The 26941-nt window shown below is 67.6% G+C and carries 20 protein-coding genes; 12 read left to right on the top strand and 8 right to left on the bottom strand.

Going from position 1 to position 26941, the window contains the following annotated elements:
* Positions 1–229: 229 nt before the first annotated feature.
* The gene (locus tag ACYP5B_RS08055) at positions 230–1399 is read right to left on the bottom strand and encodes an ABC transporter substrate-binding protein (protein ID WP_459569224.1); all 1170 of its coding nucleotides are present in this window, start codon (positions 1397–1399) and stop codon (positions 230–232) included.
* A gap of 312 nt (positions 1400–1711) precedes the next feature.
* Between ACYP5B_RS08055 and ACYP5B_RS08050 the strand changes: the two genes are divergently transcribed.
* Complete coding sequence (locus ACYP5B_RS08050) at positions 1712–3817, top strand: molybdopterin-containing oxidoreductase family protein (RefSeq protein WP_459569223.1); 2106 nt, start codon at positions 1712–1714, stop codon at positions 3815–3817.
* Positions 3818–3822: 5 nt separating this feature from the next.
* Positions 3823–5037, top strand: a complete 1215-nt coding sequence (locus ACYP5B_RS08045) for an aminopeptidase (RefSeq protein ID WP_459569222.1) — start codon at positions 3823–3825, stop codon at positions 5035–5037.
* On the opposite strand, the gene ACYP5B_RS08040 is transcribed toward ACYP5B_RS08045, so the two are convergent.
* Genes ACYP5B_RS08040 through ACYP5B_RS08030 form a run of 3 tightly spaced genes read right to left on the bottom strand, consistent with a single transcriptional unit; the run spans position 5034 to position 11488 of the window.
* Positions 5034–6365, bottom strand: a complete 1332-nt coding sequence (locus tag ACYP5B_RS08040; RefSeq protein ID WP_459569221.1) for a branched-chain amino acid ABC transporter substrate-binding protein — start codon at positions 6363–6365, stop codon at positions 5034–5036. The genes ACYP5B_RS08045 and ACYP5B_RS08040 overlap by 4 nt on opposite strands.
* A 20-nt stretch (positions 6366–6385) precedes the next feature.
* Entirely contained in the window at positions 6386–9706 is a 3321-nt protein-coding gene (locus tag ACYP5B_RS08035) for an acetyl-CoA carboxylase family protein (protein ID WP_459569220.1), read from the bottom strand.
* Positions 9707–9757: 51 nt separating this feature from the next.
* Positions 9758–11488, bottom strand: a complete 1731-nt coding sequence (locus tag ACYP5B_RS08030) for an AMP-binding protein (RefSeq protein ID WP_459569219.1) — start codon at positions 11486–11488, stop codon at positions 9758–9760.
* 219 nt (positions 11489–11707) lie between these two features.
* On the opposite strand from ACYP5B_RS08030, the gene ACYP5B_RS08025 reads away from it, so the two are divergent.
* Positions 11708–12379 carry a TetR/AcrR family transcriptional regulator gene (locus ACYP5B_RS08025; RefSeq protein WP_459569218.1) on the top strand — a complete coding sequence of 224 codons (672 nt, stop codon included), beginning with the start codon at positions 11708–11710 and terminating at the stop codon, positions 12377–12379.
* Positions 12380–12578: 199 nt separating this feature from the next.
* Entirely contained in the window at positions 12579–14261 is a 1683-nt protein-coding gene (locus ACYP5B_RS08020; protein WP_459569217.1) for a long-chain-fatty-acid--CoA ligase, read from the top strand.
* Between the two features lie 78 nt (positions 14262–14339).
* Here the strand turns inward: ACYP5B_RS08020 and ACYP5B_RS08015 are convergent, their stop codons facing one another.
* The 4 genes from ACYP5B_RS08015 to ACYP5B_RS08000 form a co-directional block, all read right to left on the bottom strand.
* A complete protein-coding gene (locus ACYP5B_RS08015) occupies positions 14340–14807 on the bottom strand; it encodes a hypothetical protein (protein ID WP_400096739.1) in 468 nt (155 codons plus the stop codon).
* On the bottom strand, positions 14804–15322 hold the full coding sequence (locus tag ACYP5B_RS08010; protein ID WP_267604524.1) for a MarR family winged helix-turn-helix transcriptional regulator: 519 nt from the start codon (positions 15320–15322) through the stop codon (positions 14804–14806). The genes ACYP5B_RS08015 and ACYP5B_RS08010 overlap by 4 nt, the downstream gene beginning before the upstream one ends.
* 68 nt (positions 15323–15390) lie before the next feature.
* On the bottom strand, positions 15391–16407 hold the full coding sequence (locus tag ACYP5B_RS08005) for a Bug family tripartite tricarboxylate transporter substrate binding protein (protein ID WP_459569216.1): 1017 nt from the start codon (positions 16405–16407) through the stop codon (positions 15391–15393).
* Between the two features lie 193 nt (positions 16408–16600).
* A complete protein-coding gene (locus ACYP5B_RS08000) occupies positions 16601–17716 on the bottom strand; it encodes a porin (protein ID WP_318230783.1) in 1116 nt (371 codons plus the stop codon).
* 332 nt (positions 17717–18048) lie between these two features.
* Here ACYP5B_RS08000 and coq7 point away from each other — a divergent pair, with 332 nt between their 5' ends.
* The 8 genes from coq7 (at position 18049) to mraY (ending at position 26908) form a co-directional block, all read left to right on the top strand.
* Positions 18049–18672, top strand: coding sequence for a 2-polyprenyl-3-methyl-6-methoxy-1,4-benzoquinone monooxygenase (gene coq7 / locus ACYP5B_RS07995; protein ID WP_459569215.1), 624 nt, complete (start codon positions 18049–18051; stop codon positions 18670–18672).
* Positions 18673–19140: 468 nt separating this feature from the next.
* On the top strand, positions 19141–19569 hold the full coding sequence (mraZ, locus tag ACYP5B_RS07990) for a division/cell wall cluster transcriptional repressor MraZ (protein ID WP_318230785.1): 429 nt from the start codon (positions 19141–19143) through the stop codon (positions 19567–19569).
* A 7-nt stretch (positions 19570–19576) separates the two neighbouring features.
* Positions 19577–20590 carry a 16S rRNA (cytosine(1402)-N(4))-methyltransferase RsmH gene (gene rsmH, locus ACYP5B_RS07985; RefSeq protein ID WP_318230786.1) on the top strand — a complete coding sequence of 338 codons (1014 nt, stop codon included), beginning with the start codon at positions 19577–19579 and terminating at the stop codon, positions 20588–20590.
* Entirely contained in the window at positions 20587–20910 is a 324-nt protein-coding gene (gene ftsL, locus ACYP5B_RS07980) for a cell division protein FtsL (protein WP_267604519.1), read from the top strand. Before rsmH ends, ftsL begins: the two co-directional genes overlap by 4 nt.
* Positions 20907–22706, top strand: a complete 1800-nt coding sequence (locus tag ACYP5B_RS07975; protein WP_318230787.1) for a peptidoglycan D,D-transpeptidase FtsI family protein — start codon at positions 20907–20909, stop codon at positions 22704–22706. Before ftsL ends, ACYP5B_RS07975 begins: the two co-directional genes overlap by 4 nt.
* Positions 22703–24250: a UDP-N-acetylmuramoyl-L-alanyl-D-glutamate--2,6-diaminopimelate ligase gene (locus ACYP5B_RS07970; RefSeq protein ID WP_459569214.1), complete on the top strand. Its 1548-nt coding sequence runs from the start codon at positions 22703–22705 to the stop codon at positions 24248–24250. The genes ACYP5B_RS07975 and ACYP5B_RS07970 overlap by 4 nt, the downstream gene beginning before the upstream one ends.
* A complete protein-coding gene (locus ACYP5B_RS07965) occupies positions 24247–25662 on the top strand; it encodes a UDP-N-acetylmuramoyl-tripeptide--D-alanyl-D-alanine ligase (protein WP_400096742.1) in 1416 nt (471 codons plus the stop codon). Before ACYP5B_RS07970 ends, ACYP5B_RS07965 begins: the two co-directional genes overlap by 4 nt.
* Before the next feature lie 76 nt (positions 25663–25738).
* Positions 25739–26908, top strand: coding sequence for a phospho-N-acetylmuramoyl-pentapeptide-transferase (gene mraY, locus ACYP5B_RS07960; RefSeq protein ID WP_017227540.1), 1170 nt, complete (start codon positions 25739–25741; stop codon positions 26906–26908).
* The last annotated feature ends 33 nt before the right edge of the window (positions 26909–26941 follow it).

Here is a 26941-nt window from a genome sequence, read left to right as displayed (position 1 = left end):
AGCAGGATGAATAGCTGTCCGGTGGAGATGGGTGTAGGGAGAACAGCTAGTTGTTCAAAAAATGTGGGCACACCTAAGCCCCTCAGGGGGAGAGGGGAGCAAACCCGAGGCACCGTCGAAGCCGCGGAACCGGCTAGAGCCGCCCGCCATGACGACGGCAGTCGCTCCCTCTCCCCGTGAGGGGAGAGGGGAGAAAAGCCCGGCCGCGGCGGAAGGCCAGTGGCTGACTTCAGCGGATGACCTGCCCCCGCGAATTGATGATGGTCATCTCGACGAATTTCGAGCCGACGTGGCTCTCCGGGCTGAAGTTGATGACGTAGCCGCCGAGGTCGACGTTTCTCATGCTTTCCAGCGCGGTGATCAGCTTTTCGCGGGTGAGGTCCTTGCCGGCGCGGCGCGTGCCCTCGACAAAGGCCTTGGCGGCGATGAAGCCTTCGATGCTGGCATAGTCGAACTCGTTGGGCTTGCCGGCCGCCTGCAGCAGGCGCAGGTATTCGCGCACCACCGGCAGCGTGGCGTTGCCGGGGTGGGGCATGACTTGCGAGATGATCACGCCGCTGCCCTTGGCGCCCACTTCCTTGGCAAGCGCCTGGGTGCCGACGAACGAGACGTTGTAGAACTGGCCGTTGAAGCCGCGGCGCAGCGCTTCCTTGACGAAAGCGCCGGTGGTCCGGTACGCGTTGATCATCACCACCGCGTCGGGCTTGGACTTCATCGAGCCCTGCATGGCGTCGCCGATTTCCACCGTATTGCGCACCACGCCTTCGCGGGCGACGATCTGCACGCCGCTGTCGGGCGAGGCCTTGAGAGCGCGTTCCAGCGCCTCCAGGCCGGCCTTGCCGTAGGCGTCCTCGTTGTAGACCACAGCGACCCGCTTGAGGCCGGTGACGCGGACCTGGCGCAGGATGGCCGCGGCTTCCTCGTTGAAGCCGGCGCGCACATGGAACGCATAGCGGTTGAACGGCTCGCGCAGCGACTGGGCGCCGCTGTAGGGGGCGAAGAACGGCACCCTGGCCTGGGTGGCCAGCGGCAGCGAGGCCTCGCCGGTCTCGGTGCCCACGTAGCCGAACAGCGCGAAGGCGCGGTCTTCGTCGATCAGCGCGCGGGTGTTCTTGGCGGCGGATTCGGGCTCGTTGAAGTCGTCCAGCACCTTGAGCTCGATCTTGCGGCCGTAGATGCCGCCGTGCTGGTTGACGTAGTCGAAATAGAGCTGCGCGCCGGAATTGAGCTGCTTGCCGAGCATGGCGGTAGGCCCGGTGAGCGCAGCCGACTGGCCCAGCAGGATGGTGTCCGCGCTGACCCCGTTCTCGGCGCTGGCATTGGCAACGAATGAGCCGATGGCGCATGCCACCAGCAGGCCGGCAAAGCGCCAGCTCCTGACCCCAGAATGCACTTGCATGGTTTCCCCGTGAAAAACGGTGTGTTCTTTACCCGTGAATGCCTTGCCGGTCTGTGCCGGCGCTGCCCTGGCGCCATCCCCCGGCGCAGCGTCGGGCTATCATAATCGAATACAATCGGAGCCTAACAATTTCCCCGGCGGCGCCCGTCGGGGCGACGCCGGCATACAACACGCGATGCCATCAGGTCAGCCCGGCAACGGCCTTTCCTGCACGGTAGCCAGGTCCCGCCGCGTGTGGCCGCCCAGCCGCCCCGATGCATGGTTCCCATGCCAGTCGCGCCGCCCGCCCCCAATTGCTTGCCAGGAGAATCCATGGCTTCCCGCATCGTCCGTGCCGCTTGCCCGCACGATTGTCCTGATACCTGTGCATTGCTCGTCACCGTGGAAGACGGTCGCGCGACCAAGGTGGCGGGAGATCCCGATCACCCCGGCACCCAGGGCGTGCTGTGCACCAAGGTCTCGCGCTACACGGAGCGCACTTACCACCCCGACCGCTTGCTCACGCCAATGAAGCGGGTCGGCCGCAAGGGCGAAGGCAAGTTCGAGCCGATTTCCTGGGACGAGGCGCTGGACACCGTGGCCTCCCGCTTGTCCGCCATCGCCGTGCGCGACCCGCAGGCCATCCTGCCGTACAGCTATGCGGGCACCATGGGGCTGGTGCAGGGCGAGAGCATGGCGGCGCGCTTCTTTCACAAGCTGGGCGCCTCGCTGCTTGACCGCACGATCTGCGCCAGCGCCGGTGCCACCGCACTGCGCTACACCTACGGCGCCAGCATCGGCATGGACATCGAGCATGTGCCCGATGCCAAGCTCATCATCATCTGGGGCGGCAACCCCATCGCCTCCAACCTGCATTTCTGGACGCGGGTGCAGGAAGCCAAGCGGCGCGGCGCCACCCTGGTGGCGATTGACCCATACCGCTCGCTGACGGCCGAGAAATGCCATCGCCATATCGCCCTCATGCCTGGCACCGACGGCGCGCTGGCCCTGGCGATCATGCACGTGCTGATGCGCGACGACCTGCTCGACTTTGAGTACATCGCGAGCCACACGGTGGGCTTCGAGGCGCTGCGCGAGCGTGCCCAGGCTTACAATCCGGCGCGCGCGGCCGAACTTTGCGGGATCGGCGTCGACGACATCGAATGGCTGGCCGGCCTCTACGGGCAACTCGCCGTGCGCGAGCGCCAGCCGGTGGCGATCCGCCTGAACTACGGCATGCAGCGCTCCCATGGCGGTGGCCAGGCGGTGCGCGCGGTGGCCTGCCTGCCGTCCCTGGTAGGTGCCTGGCGCCATGCGGCCGGCGGCCTCCAATTGTCCACTTCGGGCTTCTTCCCGGTGGACAACCTGGCGCTGCAGCGCCCCGACCTGCTGCCTGGCCTGCCGGCGCTGCCGCGCACGGTCAATATGAGCACCATCGGCGACGCGCTGCTCGATGCCGGTGACGGCGCGAGCAACCCGAAAATCGAAGCGCTGGTGGTCTACAACAGCAACCCGGTGTCGGTGGCGCCGCAATCGACCAAGGTGGCCGAAGGCTTCGCGCGTGAAGACCTGTTCACCGTGGTACTGGAGCAGTTCCGTACCGATACGGCCGACTATGCCGACATCCTGCTGCCGGCCACCACCCAGCTCGAGCACGTGGATGTGCACAAGGCCTACGGCCATACGTACTTCCTGGCCAACAACCAGGCTATCGCGCCGCTGGGCGAGGCCTTGCCCAACACCGAGATCTTCCGCCGCCTGGCCCGGCGCATGGGCTTTGTCGAGCCGTGCTTTGCTGATAGCGACGAGGACATCGCCGCCCAGGCCATCGTGGCCACGGACCCGCGCGCGGCAGGCATCAGCTGGGACTCCCTCAAGGCGCAGGGCTGGCAAAAGCTCAACCTGCCGGCGGCGCCGCTTGCCGAGGGCGGCTTTGCCACGGCGTCCGGCAAGTGCGAGTTCTACTCGGAGATCATGCGCCGCGACGGCCTCGATCCCTTGCCCGACTACGTGCCCCCGTACGAGACACCCGCGACCGCGCCGGAACTGGCAGCGCGCTATCCGCTGGCGATGATCTCGCCGCCGGCGCGCAACTTCCTCAACAGCTCGTTTGTCAACGTCGACAGCCTGCGCGCCACCGAAGGCGAGCCGCACCTGGACATCCATCCCGAGGACGCCGCCCCGCGCGGCATCGCCAACGGCAGCATGGTGCGTGCCTTCAACGACCGCGGCAGCATGCTGGCGCGGGCCCGCGTGACCGACCGGGCTCGCCGCGGGCTGGTGGTGGGGCTGTCGATCTGGTGGAAGAAACTGGCGCCGGACGGCAAGAACGCCAACGAGCTCACCAGCCAGCGCCTGACCGACCTGGGCCGCGCGCCGGTGTTCTACGATTGCCTGGTGCAAGTGGAAGCCGCGCCGGCCACGGCTGTCGCCGCCTAGCCGCCATGAACCTGCGCCCGGCACGCACGCTTCAAGCCCTGGCTGCGCTGGGGCTTGCCGCGCTGCTGTCCGGCTGCGACACGGTCGGCTACTACGCGCAGTCGATCGGTGGCCACCTTGGGGTGATGGCGGATTCCCGGCCATTGCCCGACGCCATTGCCGCGGCGCAGCAAGCCAAGGACACGCGGCTGGCGCAGCGCCTGGCTCTCGCCGGCACCATCCGCGACTTTGCCTCCCGTGAGCTGAAGCTGCCTGACAACGGCAGCTACCGCCGCTACGCCAACCTGCACCGGTCGTATGTGGTGTGGAGCGTGTTCGCCACCCCCGAGCTGTCGATGGAGCTGCACAAGTGGTGCTTCCTGGTGGTGGGCTGCATCAGCTACCGCGGTTATTACGCGCAGGCCGACGCCGACGGCTATGCGCAGGGCCTGCGCAAAGAGGGCCTGGAACCCTACGTCGCCGGCATCCCGGCGTATTCCACGCTGGGATACTTCGACGATCCGCTGCTCAATACCTTCGTCTACCAGCCCGAAGGCGAGCTGGCCCGGCTGATCTTCCACGAACTGGCGCACCAGGTGGTCTATGTGCGCAATGACACCACCTTCAACGAGTCCTTTGCCACCGCCGTGGAAACGGCCGGGGTGGAGCGCTGGCTGGCGCTGGCGGCGTCGCCCGATGCCCGCGCCAGTTACCGCCAGTACGACATGCGCCGCCAGCAATTCCGCGCGATGCTGCTGGACGCGCGCGATCGGCTTGATGTGCTCTATCACTCGCCCTTGCCAGACGATGCCAAGCGCGCCGGCAAGGCGGAGATCTTCGCCGGCTTGCGTGCTCGCTATGCAAAGCTCAAGGAAGAGTGGGGCGGCTACAGCGGCTACGACCGCTGGTTCGAGCGGCCGCTGACCAACGCGCAGCTCGCTGCCGTGGCGACCTACCAGCAATGGGTGCCGGCCTTCACGGTGCTGCTGGCGCGAAGCGGCGGCGATTGGACAGCGTTTTATGCCGAAGTGCGGCGCATCGGCGAGCTGCCGCGCGCCGAGCGCGACGCCCGCCTGCGCCAGCTGGCGCCGCCGGCCAGCGGCAGCGGTGCGCTGACCGCTGGCGAGAGCGGGACCGCGGTGGGTGCCGCGATCGGCGCGGCACGCGCCAGCGGCGCGCCCGACACGCCCCCCGCGCCCCCCGCGCCCGCAGCGGGCGCCAAGCCTGGAAGCCCTGACTAGGCGCCCGGTGGGCGCTTCATCCGGCAGACCGATGGCAGGTTCAGGTCTCCCCCAGCCGTGGTGCTGTCGAGGCGGAAGCCGTATTGCGTGCCTTCCACGCCAACCTTGACCGTCTTGCCGTCCACCGGCGCGATGGTCGAGACCACCTGCGGCAGCAGCAACTGGTGATCGCTCTTGCGCATCAGCACGTCACCCACGGGCGAGCGGTACTGCATGCCCTCGAGGGCAAACGCGATGCTGGTCGGATCGTCGGAGTTGGCGCGGCGGATCGCCTCGCTGAGCATCTGCACGGCGATCAGCACGCGCGGGGCGAAGTACTCGCCCGCCGGGGTTTGCCTGACCCGCGCCGCCAGCGCAGCCAGCACCGGATCGTCGCCGTTGGGCAGGTACTCGGCCACCCAGGTCAGGTGCGCGTTCTTGGCCTGCGACACGGCCAGCACCGTGCCGGGCGCGCCGCCGCCGCTATGGTTCAGGTAGTTCAGCTCATAGCCAGCCTCGCCGCCGGCCTTGATCAGCAGGCTGAGGTCCTGGCCCCAGTTGCCCGTGACCACGGTATCGGCGCCGCTCTCCTTGATCCGGCTCATGTAAGGCGCGAAGTCCTTGACCCTTGCCAGCGGGTGCAGCGCCTCGCCGACGAACTGCACGTCGGGCCGCGCTCCCGCGATCATCTGCCGGCCCAATGCTGCCCAGATGCGGCCCTGGGTGTAATCCTGGTTGAGCAGGTAGACCTTGTGCATGCCCTTTTGCTGGCGCGCGAAGTTGGCCAGCGCGCGCATCTTCATTGCCGTGTTCGCCTCGGTGGCGAAGTGCCAGAAGCTGCAGCGCGCGCCCGTCAGGTCTGGGTCGAGCGAGGCGTAGTTCATGATCAGGACGCGCTGCCCGGGGTTGCGCTCGTTGTGGCGGTTGACGGCCTCCACCAGCGCCGTGACCACCGGCGAGCCAGATGCGCCGGTGAACACCACGCGCACACCCGCGTCGATCGCGCTTTGCAGCGCCGTCAGGCTTTCCTGCGCAGAGAGCTTGTTGTCGTAGCTCACCAGGGCGTAGTCGCGCCCGAGCACGCCGCCCTGGGCGTTGGCGTCATCGAGCGCGAACTTCAGGTTGGCCTGGAAGATCTGGCCGACGTTGGCCAGCGGCCCGGACAACTGGTCGATGAACGCCACTTTGATGGGCGCGGCGGCGCTGTCCTGCGTTTTTTCCTGTGCCTGCAGTGGCAGCGCGCTGACCAGCGCAAACGCGGCAACGGCGACGCTGCGCACGAACACGCCACGCGCCAGCGCGGCGATCCTGGCGGCGGCGCGTGGCGCGCGCCTCAAGTCATGGGACATCGATCCTCTCCTTATTCTCGTCACCACGTGTCGATGAAACGGCGCGATCCGGCCGCAGGCATATCGCGCGCGCCCGGTGCCGAGAGCGCCGAGGCCAGGCCGCGCAGCAGCCAGTGGCGTGTGTCGGCCGGGTCGATGACGGCGTCGATTTCCAGGTGGCTAGCCATATTAAGCGCTCGGCCGCGCTGGTAGGCCGCCTCGATCATGCGCGCAAACAAGGCTTCGCGCTCGTCCGGGTCGGCCACGGCTTCCAGCTCCTTGCGAAAGCCTAGCCGGATCGAGCCCTCGATGCCCATCGCGCCGAACTCGCCGCTGGGCCACGCTACCGTAAAGAACGGCGCGCTAAAGCTGCCGCCCGCCATGGCTTGCGCGCCCAGGCCATAGCCCTTGCGCAACACCACGGTGAAGAAGGGCACGCGCAGCGCGCCGGCGGTGACGAACAGGCGCGAGACGTGGCGCACGGTGGCGGTCTTCTCGGCCTGCGGTCCTACCATGAAGCCGGGCGTGTCGCACAGCGAGACGATGGGCAATCCGTGCGCATCGCACAGCTGCATGAAGCGCGCGGCCTTGTCGGCGGCATCGGCATCGATGGCGCCGCCCAGGTGCCGCGGGTTGTTGGCGATGCAGCCGAAGGCGCGGCCTTCGATGCGGATCAGCGCGGTGATGATGCCCGCCCCAAAGGCGGCGCGCAGCTCCAGCACCGAATCGTGATCGGCCAGCGCCGCGAGCACGCCGCGCATGTCATAGCTGCGCAGCCGGTTCTCCGGGATCAGGTGGCGCAGCGCGCGGGCGTCGCCGGCCTGCCAGAGGGCCAGGTCGCCCTGGAAGTAGGACAGGTAGCGGCGCGCGGTTTCCACCGCGGCGATCTCGTCGTCGACCAGCACGTCGATCACGCCGTTGGGTGCCTGCACGCTCACCGGGCCGACCTCCTCCGGGGCGAACACGCCGAGCCCGCCGCCTTCGATCATGGCCGGGCCGCCCATGCCGATGGTGGCGTTGCGCGTGGCGATGATCACGTCGGCGCAGCCCAGCAGCGCGGCATTGCCGGCAAAGCAGCGCCCGGAGACGATCCCCACCAGCGGCACCTGGCCGGACAGCCGTGCGAACTGGATGAAGGAGGTGCAATCCAGCCCGGCCACCACCGGGGTGTCGGTGTCTCCGGGCCGCCCGCCGCCGCCTTCGGCGAACAGCACCACTGGCAGGCTCCACTGGCGCGCCAGCGCCAGCATGCGGTCCAGCTTCTTGTGGCCGTAGAAGCCCTGGGTGCCGGCGAGCACCGTGTAGTCGTATGCCAGCACCATGCAGCGCGCATCCGTTGCCGGGAAGCGTTCGGCGTTCACGGTGCCGATGCCGGTGACGATGCCGTCGGCCGGTGTCGCGCGCTCCAGGTCCTCCACGCTGCGGCGCTGGCGTTGCGCGGCGATGGCCAGCGCGCCGTACTCGATGAACGAGTTGGCATCGCACAGCTGGGCGATGTTCTCGCGCGCGGTGCGCCCGCCCCGGGCATGGTGCTTGTCCACCGCTTGCGCTCGGGCCGCGTCCAGCGTGAGTGCGTGGCGGGCCAGGGCGTCGCGCAGGTCCGCGCGGATATGGGCGGGATCCACGGCGGCACCGGCCTGCGCCGCATGGTGGCCGCCTGCATCCATCGACAGCACGATCACCGGCGCGCCCGCGCGCAGCACGTCGCCTGGCGCGGCCAGCACGCGCAGGACTTCGCCCGCGCCCGGCGCTTCCAGCGGGTGCTCCATCTTCATGGCTTCGATGATGGCCAGCGGCTGCCCGCGCCGCACGCGGTCGCCGGCGCGCACCTGCACTGCCGCCAGCGCGCCGTCCATGGGCGCGCAGAGCAGCTCGGCATCGTCCGGCAGATCGTCCGGCAGCGTGGATGCGAGCGCTTGCGGGCTGCTGGCCGCGCCCACTGCATGCAGCGCCGGATGGCCTGGCCCGCTATCCTGGGCTTGCGCCGCGAGCGCCGGCAGCGCGGCATCCAGGTATTGGGTGTGGACTGCGTTGCGCCGTACGTCGTCGCGCAGCAGCAGGTCCTGCAGCAGCCTGCGGTTGGTGTCGATGCCCTCGATGCGGAACTCGCACAGCGCGCGATAGGCCTGGGCCAGCGCGCGCTCGTAGTTGCCACCGGGCTCGTGCACGATCAGCTTGGCCAGCAGCGAATCGAAGCGCGGGTTGACGGTCATGCCGGCATGGCCCGCGCCGTCGACGCGCACGCCGGGGCCGCTGGGCGGCTCGTAGGCGTCGATGCGGCCGCTGGCGGGGCGCAACTGGCCCTGCGCGTCGAGGTGCTCCGCGTTGATGCGCAACTGCACCGCGATGCCGCGCGGCGCTGGTGCTTGCGCCAGCCCGAGGTGGTCGAGATCCTGGCCGCCGGCGATGGCCAGCTGCACCTGGACCAGGTCCACGCCGGTCACCATTTCCGTGACGGTGTGCTCCACCTGCAGGCGCGGGTTGGCCTCCATGAACCAGAACTCGCCATCGGCGCCCAGCAGGAATTCAAAGGTGCCAATGCCGCGATAGGCGCTGGCGCGTGCCAGCGTGATCGCGGCCTGCGCCAGGCGCGCGCGCGTGCCGGCATCGAGCGAAGGGCTGGGCGCCACTTCCACCAGCTTCTGGTGCCTGCGCTGCAGGCTGCATTCGCGCTCGCCCAGGGCGATCACGCCACCGGCCGCATCCGCCACCACCTGGATCTCGATATGGCGCGGCGCGTGGACGATGCGCTCCACGTAGACGGCGCCGTTGCCGAACGCAGCCGTGGCTTCGGAGACGCAGCGGGCATAAGCCTCGTCGATGTCCGCTGCCGCGTGCACCGCGCGCATGCCGCGCCCGCCGCCGCCCGCCAGCGCCTTGATCATCATGCCGGCCGGCTTGCCCGGCGCCTGCAGCGCAGCAAAGAACGCGTGCGTGGCAGCCAGGGTCGTCGGCCCGGTCGAGCCCGGCACCACCGGCACGTTGCACTCGCGCGCCAGTGCGCGCGCCCGCGCCTTGTCGCCGAACAGGCGCAGCACATCGGGCGCGGGGCCGACGAAGGCCAGGCCGGCATCCAGGCAGGCCTGGGCAAACTCGGCGTTCTCGGACAGCAGGCCGTAGCCCGGGTGGACCACGTCGCAGCCACTGCGGCGCGCGGCGTCTACCACCTGCGCGATGTCAAGGTATGCGCGCGGTCCGGTGCCGGGCAGCGCCACCGCGCCATCGGCCTTGCGCACATGGAGGGCGTCGCGATCGTCCTCGCTGTACAGGGCCACGCTTACCAGGCCCGTGGCCGCGGCGGCGCGGGCAATGCGGATGGCGATTTCACCGCGATTGGCGATCAGTAGCTTGCGCAACGTCATGATGTGGAGGAGGTGAATAGGGCGGAGGTGAGGGAGAGAGGCATCGCGGGTTCAGCCCAGCTGTTCGGCAAGCGGCGCCAGGTCCTGCTTGCGCACCTTGCCCGTGGCGGTCAGCGGCAGGGCGTCGACGATCTGCACCAGCGGCACCTTGTAGACCGCCATATTGGCGCGGCACCATTGCACCAGCGCAACGTTGTCCACCGTGCCGATGGCCTCGGGCTTGAGCATGACAAAGGCCACCGCCAACTGGCCGCGGTCTTCATCCGCGCGGCCCAGCACCGCCGAGCCTAGAATGGCCGGATGCTGGCCCAGCAGCGCCTCGATCTCGGCCGGGAAGACGCTCATGCCGTTGACCTTGAGCATCTCCTTGCGCCGGCCCAGGTAGTGCAGGTAGCCGTGCTCGTCGATCAGGCCGATGTCGCCGGTGTGGAACCAGCCGTTGCGCAGCGATTCGCGCGTGGCGTCGGGTTTGTTCCAGTAGCCTTTGAGCAGGGTCGGCGTGCGCACGCACAGCTCGCCCTCGGCGCCCGGCGGCAGCAGTTCGCCGTCTTCGAAGTCGCAGATCTTGAATTCGGTGCCGGGCACGGGCAGGCCGACAAAGATGGGTTGGGCGCGCAGGTCCAGGTCATCGGCCTGCATGCCGTAGGCAAAGGTGTTGCAGGTCTGGGTCTCGGTCATGCCCCAGGCGGTCTCGGCGATGACCGAGCCGGTCAGCGCCTGCCATGCGCGGCGATAAGGCAGGTTAAGCTTCTTGACGAAGGACGATACGCCCACGTAGCGCAGCGAGCGCAATGCGTATTGCGCCGCGCGCGGGTGCTCCATCACCTCCACCGCGTTGTCCACCAGCATCGAGGCGTTGGTGACGCGGTAGCGCTGCACCGCCGCCATGAAGGTCTCGGGATCCCAGCGCGCCAGCAGCACCAGCGGGATGCCGAAGAAGGCGGGGAAGATCAGGCAGAGGTTTTCGCCGGCGATCCAGAACTCGGGGAAGAAGCCCAGCATGACGCTGTCGTTGGCGATATCCAGCGAGACCGCGCCGAACGCGGCCGCCATGTCCACCATATCGCCCTGGGTATGGATGCAGCCCTTGGGCAGGCCGGTGGTGCCGCCGGTGTAGTTGAGCGCGGCCACGGCATCGAGCGATGCCGGCGTGGCGGGCGCCGGGTGCGTGCACGCGGCCATGGCCGGCAGCAGGTCGATGGCGTGGTCCTGCGCTTCGCCGTGGTAGCGCGGTGCCTGCACCATGGGCGGCAGCGGCAGCGTGGGCTCGGCGGGAATCACATCGGCAAAGCTGGTTGTGAACAGCAGCGCTAGCGGATCCTGCGTGCCCAGCGCGGCGCGCGTGTCGCGCACCAGCGGCACCAGCTGGTCGAGCGCGATCAGCGCGCGCGGCGTGCTGTCGGCGAGCGCGTGCTGCAACTCGGCGCGCTGCGAGAGCGGGCTGATCGGCACGTACACGGCGCCCAGCTTGAGGATGCCGAAGAACACGATGTGGAATTGCGGGCAATTGGGCATCAGTACTGCCACGCGGTCGCCGGCGCCGATGCCGTGCGCTGCCAGCAGCGCGGCGCAGCGGTCGCTCTGCGCGTCGAGCCCGGCATAGGTGGTTTGGTGGCCGTAGAAGATCACTGCTGGGCGGTCCGGCCGGGTGCGGCCCCAATGGCGCAGCATGTCCGTGAGCGGCTGGCGCCCCAACGGATATTGCGGCGTGAGCGGGGCGTGCTCGGGCCATGCGCGCTGCCAGCGCGCATGCATGTCGGCCAGGTAGGTCGTCTCGTCCATTGGCGGTGTCTCCTTGCTGGTGGGCCGCCAAGCCGGCTTGGGTTGGCGAAATTTACTCTTTGGTATATTTACTTACCCTTGGGTATGATCGTATTGGCATTGCCGTCATGCGTCAAGCCAGGCGCCGGCTGCGTGAATCAGTGGCAGCCAGGGGTAGCGGGTCAACGCCAAAACGGACTGCCGGGCCTTCCAGGCGCGGCGCCATGCGAGAATCGCGTCATGCCGACTGCACAGAAAACCGCTCCTGCTCCCGCCGCCGAGGCCGCCCCGGAGATCGCTCCGGACGCCGTACCCGCCCGCTCGCATATCGCCGAGCGGCAGGAAGCGCGCCGCCGCCAGATTCTCGATACCGCTGCCCAGCTGTTCTATACCAAGGGCTATCCCGGCATGACGATGAACGACCTGTGCCGCGCGCTGGGCGTGACCAAGCCGGCGGTGTACTACTACTTCACCGACAAGTACGAGATCTTCGACATCCTGTGCCGCGAGTCCGCGCAGACCTGCCTGCCGGTCATCCGCGAGACCGCCGACCCGGCCCTGCCGGTGCGCGAGCGCCTGCATGCCTGCCTGCGGGAAATGGCGCGGCGTTGCATCGCCTGCTACGTGCCCGCCACGCTCAGCTTCCGCGACAACCAGTACCTGCGGCCGGAAACGGTGACTTGGCTGGGCAATATGGCGCGTGCCTTCTACCGCGACCTCTATGCGCTGCTGGAGGAAGGCAAGCGCGCTGGCGTGTTCAGCTATGGGGACGCGCGCGTGACCGCTCATGCGATCGGCAGCGTGGTTGGCTTCATGTACACCTGGCACCAGCCCGAGCGCATGGAGGCGCAGGCGCTGGCGGAAGAACTGGCCACCAACATGATGAAGATGGTGTTGCCGGTGAACGCCTGACTTCGGCAAGGCTTTTCGTGGCGGCCTGGCGAGAAGCCGCTAGGGGAATTCCCGAGGCTGGGTTGAGCTGTGCGCTAAACTTCACGTCAGAAGGTGGAGAGAGTCCAGAGGACTTCATCTAACGTGTTGTCTTAACCGGGTCGCGCGTTTAGCATCTGTCGAAAATCGAACGACCATTCAGAAAATCAGGAGACGGTGCATGGAAAGACTGTGGCTGAAGCATTACCCGGCCGGCGTGCCTGCCCAGATCGATAGCAGCCAGTTCCGCTCGCTGGCCGAATTGCTCGAGGCATCCTTCCGCACCTATGCTGATCGCCGTGCCTTTGTGTGCATGGACAAGTCGATCACCTACGGCGAGCTCGACCGCATGTCGCGGCAGTTCGCGGCGTGGCTGCAGTCGCGCGGGCTCAAGGCCGGCGCGCGCGTGGCCATCATGATGCCCAACGTGCTGCAGTACCCGGTGGTGCTGGCCGCCGTGCTGCGTGCCGGCTTTGTCGTGGTCAACGTCAATCCGCTCTACACCCCGCGCGAACTCGAGCACCAGCTCAAGGACAGCGGCGCCGAGGCCATCGTCATCCTCGAGAACTTCGCCACCACGTTGGAGCAAGTGCTGCCCGCCACGCCGGTCAAGCACGTGGTGGTGGCCAGCATGGGCGACCTACTGGGCGGCCTCAAGGGCGCGATCGTCAATTTCGTGGTGCGCAACGTCAAGAAGATGGTGCCGGCCTGGGAGCTGCCCAACTGCGTGCGCTTCAACGCGGTGCTGGAGGAGGGCCGCGGCATGCAGTTGCAGCCCGCCACCACGGGCCCGGACGACGTTGCCTTCCTGCAATACACCGGTGGCACCACCGGCGTGTCCAAGGGCGCCGTGCTGCTGCACCGGAACATCGTCTCCAACGTGCTGCAGTCTGAAGCCTGGATGCAGCCGGCGCTGGCCAAGGGCGCGCCGATCGACCAGGTGGTCACCATCACGGCGCTGCCGCTGTACCACATCTTCGCGCTGACGGTCTGCTGCCTGCTGGGCATGCGCAGCGGCGGCCTGAGCGTGCTGATCCCCAACCCGCGCGATATCCCCGGCTTCATCAAGGAGCTGCAGAAGTACAAGTTCAACATGTTCCCGGCGGTCAATACGCTGTACAACGCGCTGATCAACAGCCCGGAGTTCGACAAGGTCGACTTCTCCGGCTTGCGCGTGGCCAACGGCGGGGGCATGGCGGTGCAGGAAGCGGTGGCCAAGAAGTGGCTGGCCAGGACGGGCTGCCCGATCATCGAGGGCTACGGCCTGTCGGAGACCTCGCCTTCGGCTACCTGCAACCCGACCGATTCCGACGCGTTCTCCGGCACCATCGGCCTGCCGCTGCCGTCGACCGACATCGCCATTCGCGACGACGACGGCGCGGACGTGCCGCTTGGCCAGCCCGGCGAGATCTGCATCCGCGGCCCGCAGGTGATGGCAGGCTACTGGAACCGCCCGGACGAGACCGCCAAGGTCATGACGGCCGACGGCTTCTTCAAGTCCGGCGACATCGGCGTGATGGACGCGCGCGGCTATACGAAGATCGTCGATCGCAAGAAGGACATGATCCTGGTGTCCGGCTTCAACGTGTATCCGAACGAGGTCGAGGGCGTGGCCGCCGAGTGCCCGGGCGTGCTGGAGGTGGCAGCGGTCGGCGTGCCCGACGAGCATTCGGGCGAAGTGGTCAAGCTGTACGTGGTCCGCAAGGATCCCGCGCTGACCGAGGCCGAGCTGATTGCCTTCTGCAAGGAACGCCTGACCGGCTACAAGCGGCCCAAGTTCGTGGAGTTCCGCAGCGAGTTGCCCAAGACCAATGTGGGCAAGATCCTGCGCCGCGAACTGCGCGACAGCCGCAAGGCGGCCTGAACGAGGCGCGAAATCCAGCTGCGCGCGCCGCAGTAAGAACGGCCTCCCGCAAGGGAGGCTTTTTTCATGCGGGGCGCGTCAGCATTCCCGGGAGGGCACGAGCAGCGGCTCGGGCGCGCCGTCGGGATAGACCATCCGCACGCAGGCGCCGGGTTCCAGGCCCGGCGCCGCGGGGCCGTTGACGATGACGTTGCCGCCGCTGCCATCCAGTGGCGTCACCGTGTATTGGAACAGGTCCATGCGCGGCCGCGGCTGCGGGCGTAACAACTGGTTCAGGTCGACGGAAAAACCAACGCCTCCACCGCTCCAGCCACCACCGTTCCATGCACCGCCGCCAACGCCCACGGCGGTGCCTACCGCGCCGTTGTCCGGCACGTCGACCTGGCCCACCAGCGTCTTCGCGCCGATGCGCCCAAGCTTGATCGTGACGTTCAGCGGCGAGATTTCCGGCCCCGGTGGTGCGCTCTGGCAGGCCGCGAGGAGCAGCACCGGCAGCGTCAGCAGCAATGCGCAGCGCGTGCCCGGTCCGGGGCGGGCCGCGCTCATGCGCTCACCAGCCCGGTCTTGAGCCGGCCCAGCAAGCGAAACAGGGCGCGCCGGTCAGTCTGGGGCAGGCCGCCGAACAACTGCTCGATCCAGTCTTCATGCGCGCGCGCCATCTTGGAAAATGCGGTGCGCCCGGCCGGCGTGAGCCGGATCAGGTAAGCGCGGCGATCGCTGGGCAAGGCCTCGCGCGAGACCAGGCCTTCCTGCTGGAGCTGGTCCGTAATGCCGGTGACGTTGCCGCCGGTGACCATCATGCGGCGCGACAGCTCGCCCATCTTCAGGCCTTCCGGATGGCGGTCGAGCTGGGACATCAGGTCGAAGCGCGGCAGGGTGCAGGCGAAATCCTGGCGCAGCCGCGAGCGGATGTCGGCCTCGACCAGGTTTGTGCAGGTCAAGAGGCGCAGCCACAGGCGCAGGGCATCGTGGGCATTATCGTCGGCGCTGGTTTCGAGATCGACCGGCGCTTCTTCGGCGCCGGCCTTGGTGGCGGCCTCGGCGGCAGGTGGGATGGGCATCGCGACACGCTGGTTGTTTGATGCCTCAAGTATATGCGCTCGCACGCCGCCACGGGCCGGCGCACGCCTCAATCCACCTTGGCGCCCGAGTCCTTGACCACCTTGGCCCACTTGGTGAGCTCGGCGCGGATAAAGGCGGCGAACTGCTCCGGCGTGTTGCCGACCGGATCGGCGCCCTGGGCCAGCAGCTTCTCCCGCACGGCCGGCGTGGCCAGCGAGCGCGCGACTTCCTGCTGGACGCGCGCGACGATGTCGTGCGGCGTGCCGGCGGGCGCCAGCAAGCCGAACCAGGAGCTGGCCTCGAAGCCCGGCAGGCGGGCCGCTTCGGCCACCGTCGGCACGCCCGGCAGCGCCGGCGAGGGCTTGGCGCTGGTGACCGCCAGCGCCTTGAGCTTGCCGCCCTTGATCAGCGCCATCGACGAGGGCAGGTTGTCGAACATGAGCTGCATGGTGCCGCCGGCCAGGTCGGTCAGCGCCGGGCCGCTGCCCTTGTAAGGGAAGTGCACCATGAAGGTACGGGTCTGGGTCTTGAACAGCTCGCCTGCCAGGTGGATCGAGGTGCCATTGCCGCTCGAGGCCATATTGAGCTTGCCGGGATTGGCACGTGCATAGGCGATCAGGTCCGTCACGCTGTTGATCCGGTTCTGCTGCGCAAAGGCGGGGTTGACCACCAGCACATTGGGCACCGACGCGACCTCAGTGATGGGTGAGAAGTCCTTGATCGGGTCGAACGGCAGCTTGCCGTACAGCGACTGGTTGATGCCATGCGTGCCCACCGTGCCCATCAACAGCGTGTAGCCATCCGGCGCGGCCTTGGCGACCATGTCGGCGCCGATGTTGCCGCCCGCGCCCGGCCGGTTGTCGACGACTACGTTCCAGCCCTGCAGCTTCGACAGCTCCGCAGCCACCGCGCGCGCCAGGATGTCCGTCGTGCCGCCGGCGGGGAACGGCACCACCAGGCGGATCGGCTTGTTGGGGTAGGGGTCCGCGGCTTGCGCGGGTGCTTGCCAGGCGAGGGTGCCAAGGCAAGCGCTGGCGATGGTGGCAAGCAGCCTTTGGGCCGCGCCGCGGCGGGTGCGGTGCATGGGGTCTCCTTATGGGTGCCTGCGTTTTGCCGGAGGGCGCGACGACGCGGTGCGTTCGTCGATGCATCCGCAAGGCTGCTGCATTGTAGTGTCGGGATAACAATGTGCCGATGAGGTGATGCCCTAGGACCGGCGCGAGTCCGCCATGAAAAAAGGCACCCGAAGGTGCCTTTGCAGTGCCGCGCGGATGCGCTTAGAACTTGTGGCGGATACCCACGCCGACGCCCAGCATGTTGTCGTTGTTGGAGCCGAGGAAGTAGCCGTTGGCGAAGCTGATTGCCGACGTGTCGAAGTTCAGGCCGGCGTTCTTCGCGTATGCGGCCGTCAGGTAGACGTCGGTACGCTTGGACAGGCTGTAGTCGGCGATGAACGAAACCTGCCAGGGATTGGCGAGGTGGGTGTTGCCGCCGAAGTTCTTGACGTCGTCGTAGTTGTACTGCAGCGTCAGGCCCAGCGGTGCGGTGACCTGGTAGTTGGCGCCGATCCAGTAGTAGTTGTCGCGCAGAATGGGTGCGCCGTTCTGTGCCTTGGCCTGGCCCCAGCGATAGCCGCCCATGATCTTGGCCGGGCCGAAGGCATAGCTGCCCGCCACTGCCGCCTTCTTGAACGTGCCGGTGTCGCCGGTCGCGCTCAGGGTCGGGTTGTACTGGTCGTAGGCGACGGTCGCGCCGAACGGACCGGCGGCGTACGCCACGCCGGCGCCGTAGCCGGTGTCGCGGCGGAACTGGCCCGGGACTTCGCCGTTGCCTGCCACGCCGTTACCGAAGGACCAGTGCGCAATCGCGGTCACCGGGCCGAACACGCCGGTGTACTTGGCGGTGTTGTCGGAGCGGAAGTTCAGGCCGAGCTGGGCGACCACCGGCTCATACTGGGTGGCGTAGCCGCTGGGCGAGAAGTTGGCGAGCAGGTCGAACAGCGTGGTGTACTGGCGACCGAAGGTGAAGCGGCCAGCCTGGGCGCTTTCGATACCCACGTACGCCTGACGACCGAACAGGCGGCCGCCTTGCTGCAGAGAGCCGGTGTCTAGGGCGAAGCCACTTTCGAGCACGAACAGCGCCTTCAAGCCGCCGCCCAGGTCTTCCACGCCGCGCAGGCCCCAACGCGAGCCGGACAGGCCGCCGGAGGACATGCGATAGACGGAGTTGCCGCGGCCGGTACTGAGGCCGTTGGCGGCTGACGGCGCAACGCCGAGGTGATTGACGTATTCGAGGTTCATATCCGCAACGCCGTACAGCGTCACGCTGGACTGGGCCTGAGCGGCACCTGCGAATGCACCCAACGCAGCCAGCGCGAGAAGCGATTTTTTCATGCTCGATGATCTCCGTATAAGAATTATTGGTGGCTAGCGGAGAAACCTCCTGAGTCTCCATTTTCCGCTTACCCAACTTCGTCAGAAGCTGCCAACTACTGTAACAAACCGCCCTCGATTCACAATCGGGTTCACTGCCCTTGTCAGCTTTTCACAACTCAGGGTTTTGGAGTATCCGGCGCTTGCCAGTGCGCGCGCGGCGGGAGAAACCCGGCAACTCGGCCACGGTACAATGCGGGAAATCCCGAGGGCGTATTCACCGGGCCGTCTCCCCCCTTCAGCCAGGGAGTAGGACGCGGAATCGCCCCGAGTAACCATCAGTGCATGCATCCATGGATACCTTGATTCGCGAATTCGATGTGGCCTTGCGCGCGATCGCAGGCGTCACCCGCGCCAGCCGCGCCAATCCTGCCGAGGCGCTTGCGCCCGATGCGCAGGGCCTCGACGAGACGCAACGCCGCCACGTGGCCGGGCTCATGCGCATCAACCACGTGGGCGAGGTCTGCGCGCAGGCCCTTTACCAGGCCCAGAAGCTGACCGCGCGCACGCCGCAGGTTCGCGCCCAGATGGATGAGGCGGCGCGCGAGGAAGAAGACCACCTTGGCTGGTGCGCCGAACGGCTGCGCGAGCTCGGCTCGCGTCCCAGCCTGCTCAACCCGCTCTGGTACGCGGGCGCGTTTGCCATCGGCTGGGCGGCGGGGCGCGCGGGCGACCGGATCAGCCTGGGCTTCGTCTCCGAGACCGAGTACCAGGTCGAGCAGCACCTGAATGGCCATCTGGAACAGATCCCCATTGCCGACGACCGGTCGCGCGCGATCCTGGAGCAGATGCGCGACGACGAGGCGAGGCACGGCGCTGCCGCGCGCGAGGCGGGCGGCATGCCGCTGCCGTCGCCGGTGCGTGCGATGATGCGGGCGGCCTCCAAGGTGATGACCACCGCCGCTTATCGGATCTGAGGGACGGCGCCGGCGCGCGATGCCCCCGCCAGCGTCAGCGCAGGCCCGCCCCGTGGCACCGTGCCCCGGCAGGCCTGGTACCCTTCGCACGCGGGGTAGACGCCAAAACGTTGTATCCTTCCATCGGTCCGGCTCGGCCGTTTTTCCTGCTGCAGGCAGTTCCTTCCTCAGTTGTTCTCAGGTGGTTTCTCTGCTTTCTTCCATAAGACCTTCATTTCATTGGGAATTCACTTTTTCGGTGCGCGAGGTGTGCGCGCTAAGTCATTGTTCTAATTAAAAAAATCCGGATTGTTGCACTACAACGAGCCTTGACCCGTCAAATCGCTTCCTCTAAAGTGGGAAATAGTGTGAGGAAGTGTGATTTTGTGTGAAAACGCAGTCTGGCTATGGGATCATCGCCCAACGTCGGATTCAAAGGATTCACGCGCCAGCCGGCGGTAAGCATGCCGGCGCGGACCGGGAGCTAGCTTGTTTCAGGGAGCATCGGCGCTGTCACTGGATGCCAAGGGCCGGATGTCGATTCCGGCGCGGCACCGTGAGGCGCTACAACAGCAGGCCGAGGGCCGGGTTACGCTGACCAAGCACCCGGATGGCTGCCTGCTGCTGTTTCCGCGCCCTGAATGGGAAAACTTCCGTAGCCGCATTGCGGCTTTGCCGATGGACGCGCACTGGTGGAAGCGCATCTTCCTGGGCAATGCCGCAGACGTCGACATGGATGGCGCGGGCCGGGTGCTGATCGCACCTGAGCTGCGTGGTGCCGCCTTGCTCGACAAGGAAGTCATGCTGCTCGGTATGGGCAGCCATTTCGAAGTCTGGGATGCCGCAACCTACGCCGCCAAGGAACAGCAGGCGATGGCGCAGGGCATGCCGGAAGCATTGAAGAATTTCTCTTTCTGACGAGGTCATGAGCTCAACCCAAACGCCGGGGACCACCGCCCTGCGCCATCGCACCGTGTTGCTGGACGAGGCTGTCGAAGCCCTGGTCTGGCGGCCCGATGGCGTCTACGTGGACGGCACCTTCGGCAGAGGGGGGCACAGCCGGGCAATTCTGGCCCGGCTGGGCCCGGCCGGGGCACTGGTGGCCTTCGACAAGGATCCGGCAGCAATCGCAGAGGCGGGCACCATCATGGATGCCCGCTTCTCCATTGAGCACACCAGCTTCGCCGAGATGCCGGCGGCGCTGGCGGGCCGGGGGAAGGTCGCCGGGATATTGCTCGACCTGGGCATCAGCTCGCCCCAGATCGACGACGCGGAGCGGGGTTTCTCCTTTCGCTTCGAGGGGCCGCTGGACATGCGCATGGACACGACGCGCGGCATTACCGCCGCGCAGTGGCTGGCGCAAGCGGATGAGCAAGACATCGCAAGGGTGATACGGGACTATGGGGAAGAACGGTTTGCTGTACAGATTGCAAAGGCGGTTGTTGCTCGCCGGAGCGAACCCGGCCATGGCGGACCGCTTACCACTACTGCCGAGCTTGCCGCGCTCGTGGCAAAAGCCGTCAAAACACGCGAGAAGGGTCAGGACCCTGCGACCCGCACCTTTCAGGCTCTACGGATTCACGTCAATCAAGAGCTTGCGGACCTCGAAAGCGGCCTGAGCGCGGCTTACGACCTGTTGCAGGAAGGCGGGCGGCTGGTGGTCATCAGCTTTCATTCGCTTGAGGACCGCATCGTCAAGCGGTTCATGCAGGCGCACGCCCGTCCGCAGCAGAATGCCGATCCCGCCATGCGCCGCGCGCCCCTGCGCGCGGACCAGCTGCCCCAGCCCACGCTGAAGCTGCTCGGCCGGGTCAAGCCGGGCGCCGAAGAGGTTGCCGCCAACCCGCGTGCCCGCTCCGCGGTGATGCGCGTGGCCGAGAAGCTGCCGTCCCTGGCATCCCTTTCGTCCGCCTCCACCCAGAAGGCGGGCCGCCCATGAACCGCCTGACTTTCTTCCTGCTGGCTGCCCTGATGCTGTGCGCGCTCTCGCTGGTGAGCGCGCAGCACCAGGCCCGCACCCTGTTCGTCGCCCACGAGCGCGCGCAGGCGGAAGAAAAGCAGCTCGACATCGACTGGTCCCGCTTGCAGTACCAGCAGAGCTCGCTTGGCAAGAGCGCGCGCATTGCGGACGCGGCGCGGGCACAGCTGAAGATGACGCCGGTGCTTCCCGGCAGGACCCAATACCTGGCCGGCGTAGTGCTGGACGCGCCGCCCGCCAGCGCGCCTGCGGCTGCAGCGCCCGAGGGGAGTAAGCCATGACCATCGCACGGCCCTCGCATAACGCCCAGCGCGGCAACCCTTCGCGTCCGCGCACCGGCCAGTTCGCCGCCAGCCCCGTGCTTGGCCTGCGCTTGCCGATGTGGCGCTCCAAGCTGGTGGTGTTCATGATGTTCGCCGCCTTCGTCGCCCTGGCGGGGCGCGCGCTCTGGATCCAGGGCCCGGGCAACCAGTTCTACGAGGCCGAAGGCAAGAAGCGCTTCCAGCGCACGCTCGAGCTGCCGGCAACGCGCGGCAAGATTCTCGACCGCAATGGCCTGGTGCTGGCGACCAGCCTGCCCGTCAAGGCCATCTGGGCGGTCCCGGAGGACGTGCCCGACGAGATCGACGCGGGCAAGATTCGCCAGTTGAGCAAGCTGCTCGACATGAGCGACAAGGAACTGCGCCGCAAGTTTACGGAAGACAAGAGCTTCGTCTACCTGAAGCGCCAGGTGCTGCCGGATGTCGCGGACAAGATCGCCGCGCTCAAGATCGAAGGCATCCACCAGACCCGCGAATACAAGCGCTTCTACCCGGAAGGCGAGGCGATGGCGCACATCGTCGGCTTTACCAATGTGGAAGACCGCGGCCAGGAAGGCGTGGAGCTGGCGCGCGAGGCCGTGCTGGCCGGCAAGTCCGGCGCGCGCCAGGTGATCAAGGACCGCCTTGGCCGCGTGGTGGAGGATGTGGGCATCCTCAAGACCCCGCGCGATGGCGAGGACCAGCAGCTCTCCATCGACGCCAAGATCCAGTACCTGGCCTACAACGAGGTCAAGGCCATCGTCGAGCGCAGCAAGGCAAAGGCGGCCAGCGCCGTGGTGCTTGACGCGCAGACCGGCGAGGTGCTGGCGCTGGCCAACTGGCCGACCTACAACCCGAATGACCGCACCCGGCTGTCTGGCGAGCAACTGCGCAACCGGGTCCTGACCGACACCTTCGAGCCGGGCTCGATGATGAAGCCGATCACGATCGGCCTGGCGCTGCAGCTCAAGCGCGTCACGCCCTCGACGGTATTTGCCACGACCGGCAAGTTCAACTACGAAGGCGCCACCATCAGCGACACCCACAACTACGGGGCGCTGACCGTGGCCGGCATCATCCAGAAGTCCAGCAACATCGGCACGACCAAGATCTCGATGCTGCTCAAGCCGCAGGAAATGTGGGATATGTATATGAGCGTGGGCCTGGGTCAGGCGCCCAAGATCGGTTTCCCCGGCGCCGTGGCCGGACGGGTGCGCCCGTACAAGAGCTGGCGGCCCATCGAGCAGGCGACCATGTCCTATGGCTACGGCCTGTCGGTGTCGCTGTTCCAGATCGCCCACGCCTACACCATCTTCGCCCATGACGGCGAGCTGATTCCGGTCACCATGTTCCGCAACCAGGGCCCGGTCACCGGCGAGCGCGTGCTGTCTCCCGAGGTGGCGCGCCAGGTGCGGGCCATGCTGGAGACGGTGACGGCGCCGGGCGGCACCGCGCCCGAGGCCCAGGTGATGGGCTACCGGGTTGGCGGCAAGACGGGCACGGCGTACAAGCACGTGGGCCGCGGCTACGACCGCAGCAAGTACCGGGCTTCCTTCATCGGCCTGGCGCCGATGTCGAATCCGCGCGTGATCGTGGCCGTGAGCGTGGATGAGCCTACCTCCGGCAGCCACTACGGCGGCGCCGCGGCGGGCCCGGCCTTCTCCGCGATTACCGGCGGCGCGCTGCGCGCGCTCAATGTGCAACCGGATTCGCCGATCCGCCAATTGGTGGTCAGCGACAAGGTGCAGGAAAGCGAACCGTGGAGCGCGACGCAATGAGCCGGACGCTGCTCCCACTCGAAGTGGCCGCGCAGGCTGCCGACGCGCTGGCCTGGCTGCGCCAGCACGCCCCCGCCGGCGCCAAGCTGACCGGCGACACGCGCCGGCTGGCCCAGGGCGACGTGTTCGTTGCCTATGTGCTGGGCAATGCGCGCCTGTCGACCGATGCGCGCCCGCATATCGCCCAGGCCATTGCCCGCGGCGCCAGCGCCGTGGTCTTTGAGGCCGATGGCTTCACCTGGCCGCACGGCGAAGGCGTGCCGCATCTTGGCGTGTCCGGCCTGCATCAGCTCGCCGGGCCGATCGCCGCCGGCTGGTACGAGAACGGCGCGCGCGATCTTGCCGTGACCGGCATCACCGGCACCAATGGCAAGACATCGTGCAGCCAGTGGCTGGCGCGCGTGCTGCAGGCCGCGGGCAAGCGCTGCGCCACCATCGGCACGCTTGGCACCGGTTTTCCCGATGCGCTCGCGGCGACCGGCTTCACCACGCCCGACGCCGTCCAGCTGCAGGACAGCCTGGCCGCGCTGCATGGCGCCGGCGCGCGCGCGGTGGCGATGGAAGTGTCCTCGCACGGCCTGGAGCAAGGCCGCGTGGCCGGCACGCACTTCGCGGTGGCGGTGCTGACCAACCTGACCCAGGACCATCTCGATTACCACGGCACCATGGCCGAGTACGAGGCGGCCAAGGCCCTGCTGTTCCAATGGCCCGGCCTGCGTGCCGCCGTGATCAATCGTGACGACGCCATGGGCGCGCGCCTGCTGGCCAATCCCGCGCTCGCCTCGCAAGTGATTGAATACGGCATTGACGGCGCGGCCGGCCCGACCCGCAAGGCAGGCCAGTGGCTGCGCGCCACCAACGTGCGCGCCACCGCCGCTGGCACCGCCTTCCATGTGGATGGCAGCTTCGGCAGCGCTGATGTCAGCACGCCGATGATCGGCGCGTTCAATGTCAGCAACCTGCTCGCCGTGCTGGGCGCCACGCTGGCCAACGGCATTGCCTGGGACGCCGCCATCGACGCGCTGCGCACACTCAAGCCGGTCGACGGCCGCATGGAGTTGTTCGGCGGCAGCCACGGCGGCCAGGACGGCCCGCTGGCGGTGGTCGATTACGCCCACACGCCGGACGCGCTGGAAAAGACCCTGGAAGCGCTGCGCCCCGTGGCGCAGGCCCGCAAAGGCCGGCTGTGGTGCGTGTTCGGCTGCGGCGGCGACCGCGACCCGATCAAGCGCCCCCTGATGGGCGAAGTCGCCGAGCGGCTTGCCGACGAGGTCGTGCTGACCAGCGACAACCCGCGCAGCGAAGACCCGCAAGACATCCTGAACGCCATTGCCGACGGCATGGCCGACCGTAGCCGCGCGCACCTGATCGAGGACCGCGCCGCCGCCATCCTGTATGCCATCAAGCACGCCACCACAGCCGACGTGGTGCTGGTGGCCGGCAAGGGGCACGAAGCCACCCAGGAGGTGCATGGCCGCAAGCGGCCGTTCTCCGACCGCGAGCATGTCCGGCTGACGCTGGGCACGCGTGGGGTGTCCGCATGACGCAATACACCATGACCGATTTGCAGCAAGCCGCCGGCTGGATCGCCGGCGCGCGTATTTCCGGGCCCGACGGCGCCGCCAGCCGGCGTTTCTCGCGCGTGCTGACCGACAGCCGCACGGTCCAGCCGGGCGACCTGTTCGTCGCGCTCAAGGGCGAGCGCTTCGACGCGCACGATTTCCTGGCCGACGTGGTGGCGCGCGGCGCCGCCGCGGTGCTGGTGGAGCGCGAGCCTGACGCCGCGCTTGGCATTCCCGCCATCGTGGTGCCGGGTACCCGCCTGGGGCTGGGCCAGCTGGCCGCCGGCTGGCGCCGCCGTTTCAGCCTGCCCGCGGTCGCGGTGACGGGCAGCAACGGCAAGACCACCGTCAAGGAAATGATCGCCGCGATCTTCGCGGCGGCGGTAGGGGAGGGCGCTCGCCTGGCAACGGGCGGCAACCTGAACAACGATATCGGCCTGCCGCTGACCGTGCTGCGGCTGTCCGCGGCGCACCGGCTCGCCGTGCTCGAGCTTGGCATGAACCACCCGGGCGAGACCGTCTACCTGGCCGGCATCGCCCAGCCCACCGTGGCGGTGGTGACCAATGCGCAGCGCGAGCACCAGGAGTTCATGGTGAACGTCGAGGCCGTGGCGCATGAACACGCGGCGGCGATCGCGGCATTGCCCGCCGACGGCGTGGCCGTGTTCCCGCTCGACGCCGAAGGCGGCGGCGAGCATGCCGGCATCTGGCGCCAGGCAGCCGGCGCGCGCCGCGTGCTGTCGTTCGGCCTGGATGCCCGTGCCGATGTCCGCGCCGACGTGGCGCTCGACGACGGCGTGCAAGTGATGCAGGTCCGCGCGCCTGACGCCGCGTTCGAGGTGCGGCTGTCGGTGCTCGGCACCCACAACGTGCGCAACGCGCTGGCGGCGATCGCCTGCGCGCTGGGCGCGGGCGTTGGCATCGAGGCGATCCAGGCGGGGCTGGCCGGGTTTGCCGCGGTCAAGGGCCGGTTGCAGGTCAAGCACACCACCGGCGGCACGCTGGTGATCGACGACAGCTACAACGCCAACCCTGACTCGGTCCGCGCGGCCATCGACGTGCTGGCCGGGTTTGCCGCGCCACGCCTGCTGGTGCTGGGCGACATGGGGGAAGTGGGCGACCAGGGGCCGGCTTTCCATACGGAAATCGGGGCCTATGCGCACGCGCGCGGCATCGAGGCGCTGTGGGCGACCGGCGAGGCCATGGTGCACACCGTGCAGGCGTTTGGCACGGGAGCCCGGCATTTCGAGCGTGCCGAAGACCTCGCCCAGGCCCTGGTGGAAGACAAGGACGGTACCGTGGCAGGCGCAAGCGCGGTACTGATTAAGGGATCGCGGTTCATGCGGATGGAACGGATGGTGGATGCGCTGGTCGCAGACACGTCCGCGCATTAATTGTCATCGACGGTTAGTTAATCAATCAGATAGCCCGGCACCGCCGGGCGGTTGTCGAAAGGAATACGGAAACACGATGTTATTGGCTCTGGCCCAGTGGCTGCAAAACGACTACAGCTTCCTGCGGGTCTTCAACTACCTGACCTTCCGCGCGGTGATGGCCAACCTCACCGCGCTTTTGATCGGGCTCGGCCTTGGGCCGTGGGTGATCCGCAAGCTGACCGAACTGAAGATCGGCCAGGCGGTGCGCACCATCGGCCCGCAGTCGCACCTGGTCAAGGCCGGCACGCCCACCATGGGCGGCGTGCTGGTGCTGGTGTCGATCGCCATCTCCACGTTGCTCTGGTGCGACTGGGGCAACCGCTTTATCTGGGTCGTGATGCTGGTGACCCTGGGCTACGGCGCGATCGGCTGGGTGGATGACTACCGCAAGGTGGTCTATCGCGATCCGCGCGGCATGTCGAGCCGCGAGAAGTTTTTCTGGCAGACCCTGATCGGCCTGGTGGCCGCGGTCTACCTGGCGTTTTCGGTGTCGGAAAGCAGCAATGTGCGGGTGTGGGACCTGTTCCTGGGCTGGGTCGAAGGCGGTTTGTCGCTCGATATGCCTTACAAGTCCAACCTGATTGTGCCCTTCTTCAAGGAAGTGAGCTATCCGCTGGGCGTGGCCGGCTTCATCGTGCTGACCTACCTGGTGATCGTGGGCTCGAGCAACGCGGTGAACCTGACCGATGGCCTGGACGGCCTGGTGATCATGCCGGTGGTGCTGGTCGGCAGCGGCCTGGGCGTGTTTGCCTACGTGATGGGGAGTTCGGTCTACAGCAAGTACCTGCTGTTCCCGCATATCCCAGGGGCTGGCGAGTTGCTGATCTTCTGTTCGGCGCTGGCGGGGGCGGGCCTGGCCTTCCTCTGGTTCAACGCCCACCCGGCCCAGGTGTTCATGGGCGACGTCGGTGCGCTGGCGCTGGGCGGCGCGCTGGGCACGGTGGCGGTGATCGTGCGCCAGGAGATCGTGCTGTTCGTGATGGGCGGCATCTTCGTGGTGGAAACGCTGTCGGTGATGCTGCAGGTGGGCTGGTTCAAGATCACCAAGCGGCGCTACGGCGAGGGCAGGCGGTTGTTCAAGATGGCGCCGCTGCATCACCACTTTGAATTGTCGGGCTGGAAGGAAACGCAGGTGACGGTGCGCTTCTGGATCATCACCATGCTGCTGGTGCTGATCGGGCTGTCGTCGCTCAAGTTGCGCTGAACCGGCGCATATCTATCAACGCAGTAACGAGAA

It is taken from the genome of Cupriavidus sp. 8B (assembly GCF_054589115.1).
Note: the sequence above shows the minus strand (reverse complement) of the source record. Positions and strands in the feature narration are given on the sequence as shown.